Below are 3,441 nucleotides of genomic sequence, written 5' to 3'. Positions count from 1 at the left end.
GCCCTCCGTCGTCCGTTCGGAGGGCGCTTCGGCGTGCTCCCGGCCGGCCGGCGCCCGCTGCCCGCCAACCGCCGTCCGCCACTCGCCGATCGCGGACGGCGGATCACCCTTTTCCGATCACGTCGCCGGAGATTATTTCGGCGGGAAAACAATTGGCAAAAAGCCGTTCCCGGTCGGTGAGCAATGTGAGAGATGCCTTTGCGGGCGTCCGGCGTTCATGCTCGTGCAGTAGACCTGCGAGTGAAGTGGGATTCACCGTCGCATTTCGGGACCGCGGAACCAGGACCCCGGGCCTTTTCGGCCCGCAGGAGTCGGCCGCGGGAGTGCACTCGATGCGAAAGCAGGGTCGTACGCGATCTGCCGAGAGGGGAATTTCGGTGACAAACCGTGAACGATTCCGCAGACTGGTACCGGGCCTGGTGGTGATCATGGTGGCCGCCTCGCTGTTCTTCGCGGCGCGGAGCTCGGTCGCGGTGGCCGGGGCGGAAGGGGTCGCGAAGCAGTACGGCTTCAAGGAAATGCCCATCGCGATGCCGCCCGGCTACGACCAGCAGCCGATGAAGACGGTCCGGAAGGTGAACCCGGCCTACCAGAAGATCCGTTCGTGGATCTCCTCGGTCGGGGCCAGCATCGCGATCAACGACCTCACCGGGCACGGTGTGGCCAACAGCATGTGCATCGTCGACACCAGGACCGACAGCGTCGTCGTGACGTACACGCCGACCGCCCGGCAGGCCGACCGGTTCACGCCCTTCGTGCTGGACGGCAAGCCGCTGCCGATGGACGACACCATGGCGCCCACCGGCTGCACACCCGGCGACTTCAACAGCGACGGCCGGATGGACCTCCTGGTCACGTACTGGGGCCGCACGCCCATCCTGTTCATGGCCAAGTCGGACGCGACGACCCCCGCCGCGAGCTCCTACGTGCCGCGCGAGCTGGTGCCCTCGGAGTCGCTGGACGGGAAGTACCACGGCCCGCGCTGGAACACCGACGCGGACTACGTCGGCGACCTCGACGGCAGCGGACACCCGTCGATCGTGATCGGCAACTACTTCCCCGACTCCGACGTCCTCGACCCCAACGGTCTGAAGAACGTCGTGATGAACGACTCGCTGTCCAGTGCCAAGAACGCCGGCGGCGACCACGTCCTGCGCTGGCAGCAGAGCACCTCGGGGCCCGAGCCCACGGCGTCGTACGTGGAGGAGAAGGGCGCCATCCCCTTCGACGCGTCGACCGGATGGACCCTGGCGATCTCGGGCGCCGACCTGACCGGTGACGGACTGCCCGAGCTGTACGTCGCCAACGACTTCGGCCACGGGCACCTGCTGTACAACCGGTCGACGCCCGGGCACATCGAGCTCACCGAGGCCAAGGGCCAGCGCACCCCGACCACGCCCAAGTCCTTCGTGCTCGGCAACGGTTCCTTCAAGGGCATGGGCGTCGACTTCGGCGACCTCGGCCACGACGGCAAGTTCGACATGATGGTCAGCAACATCACCGTCGCCTGGGGCCTGGAGGAGAGCAACTTCGTCTGGATCAACAAGGCCAAGGACGAAGCCGACATGCGGAACAAGCTCGACGCCGGCATCGCGCCGTTCACCCAGGAGGCCCAGGAGCACGGCATGGCCTGGACCGGCTGGGGCTGGGACGCCAAGATGGGCGACTTCCTCAACAGCGGCGACCTCAACGTCCTCCAGGCCACCGGCTTCGTGAAGGGCAAGATCAACCGCTGGCCGTGGCTGCAGGAGATGGCCATGACCAACGACGACCTGCTGTCCAACCCCGCGATGTGGCCCAACGTCCAGCCCGGTGACGACATCGCCGGGGACGAGGCGATCGCCTTCTACGCCAAGACCCCCGACGGCCCGTACGTCAACATCAGCGAGCAACTGGGCATCGCCGTGCCCACCCCGACCCGCGGCCTCGCCACCGGCGACACCACCGGGACCGGCCGGCTCGACTTCGCGGTGGCCCGGCAGTGGGGCCCGCCCGCCTTCTACGCCAACACCTCGCCCAACCTGGGCAACCAGCTGAACCTGCGGCTCTACCGGCCGACCGCCGAGGGCGGGGCGGGCGAGGGCCTGGTGAACTCCGGGTCGCCGGCGTACGGCGCCACCGTGTGCGTGATGACCCCGGACGGCACCACCCAGATCTCCCAGCTCGACGGCGGCGGCGGCCACGGCGGCTTCCGCAGCTTCGACACGCGCTTCGGCCTCGGCTCCCACCAGGGTCCGGTCACCGTCGAGTTGCGGTGGCGGGACGCGAACGGCGGGATGCACAAGAAGACCGAGCAGCTCACCGCCGGTACGCACACCCTGATGCTGACCAGCGACGCCCAGGAGGTCCCGAACCGATGAGCGCCACCGCGCAGTCCCGCCCCGGCGGGGCCCCGGCCGCCCCGGCCGCCGTGCCCCCCGCGCCCGCGAAGCCCAAGGATCCGCGCTACCTCGCCCTGCGCAACTTCGCGATCTCCATCAGCGTGTTCAACGCCTTCGGCTACACCCTGCTCGGCTTCGAACAGCCCTGGCTGTGGCCGTTCATCGCGGTGTTCACCGCCTACACCTGCGAGATCTGCTTCGAGCTGATCAGCGGCTGGGCCCAGCGGCGCCCGCCGCGCTTCCTGGGCAACGGGGTGCGCGGGGTCTACGAGTTCCTGCTGCCCGCCCACATCACGGCGCTCGCGGTCAACATGCTGACCTACGGGAACAACCAGCTGCTGCCGATGTTCTTCGGGGTGGTCATCGGCGTCGGCGGCAAGCACGCCCTGCAGGCGCCGATCGCCGGCCGGATGCGGCACTACATGAACCCGTCCAACTTCGGGATCACGATGTCGCTGGTGTGCTTCGGATCCTGGTTCAGCATCTCGCCGCCGTACCAGTTCACGGAGAACGCGAACACCTTCTTCCGGGTGATGATCCCGCTGATCATCGCCACCGCGGGAACGGTGATCAACGCGCTGCTCACCAAGCGGACGCCGCTGATCGTCGGCTGGCTCGGCGCGTTCGCCATCCAGGCGTTCGTCCGGCACTGGATCTGGGACGTCTCGCTGTACTCCGCGCTCGGCGCGATGACCGGTGTCGCCTTCGTGCTGTTCACCAACTACATGATCAGCGACCCGGGAACGACGCCGATGAAGGCCAAGGCCCAGTTCATGTTCGGCTCCTCGGTCGCCATGGTCTACGCGGTCCTGATGGTGTTCAACGTGGTCTACACGCTCTTCTACGCCACCACCATCGTCTGCGCCCTGCGCGGGATCGGATGGTGGGTCGCGCACCTGATCAAGCGGTCCCGGCAGGCGGGCTCCGCCGGGGCGGGCACCCCGGACGGGACGGCCGCGCAGCCGCAGCAGGTCGGGGCGGTCGCGGCCTGAGGCACCCGCGTACGACACCGCGCACGACACCGCAACGGCGCTGTGGCGCTGCCCGCTCGGGGCAGCGC

At 68.4% G+C, this 3,441-nt stretch carries 2 protein-coding genes; both read left to right on the top strand.

Features of this window, described 5'->3' with window-relative positions; genetic code table 11:
• Positions 1 to 428 precede the first annotated feature (428 nt).
• Positions 429 to 2,360, top strand: a complete 1,932-nt coding sequence (locus ACWGJO_RS41265) for an FG-GAP repeat domain-containing protein (protein WP_452190920.1) — start codon at positions 429 to 431, stop codon at positions 2,358 to 2,360.
• Complete coding sequence (locus ACWGJO_RS41260; protein ID WP_452190919.1) at positions 2,357 to 3,373, top strand: enediyne biosynthesis protein; 1,017 nt, start codon at positions 2,357 to 2,359, stop codon at positions 3,371 to 3,373. Before ACWGJO_RS41265 ends, ACWGJO_RS41260 begins: the two co-directional genes overlap by 4 nt.
• The last annotated feature ends 68 nt before the right edge of the window (positions 3,374 to 3,441 follow it).

The organism is Kitasatospora sp. NPDC054795 (genome assembly GCF_053611565.1).
This window is presented reverse-complemented; position numbering and strand designations above follow the sequence as displayed.

Bases quoted from the DNA above. Each gene is read 5' to 3' on its own strand.
- ACWGJO_RS41260 (WP_452190919.1), top strand. From the start codon at position 2,357: ATGAGCGCCACCGCGCAGTCCCGCCCCGGCGGGGCCCCGGCCGCCCCG.
- ACWGJO_RS41265 (WP_452190920.1), top strand. From the start codon at position 429: ATGGTGGCCGCCTCGCTGTTCTTCGCGGCGCGGAGCTCGGTCGCGGTG.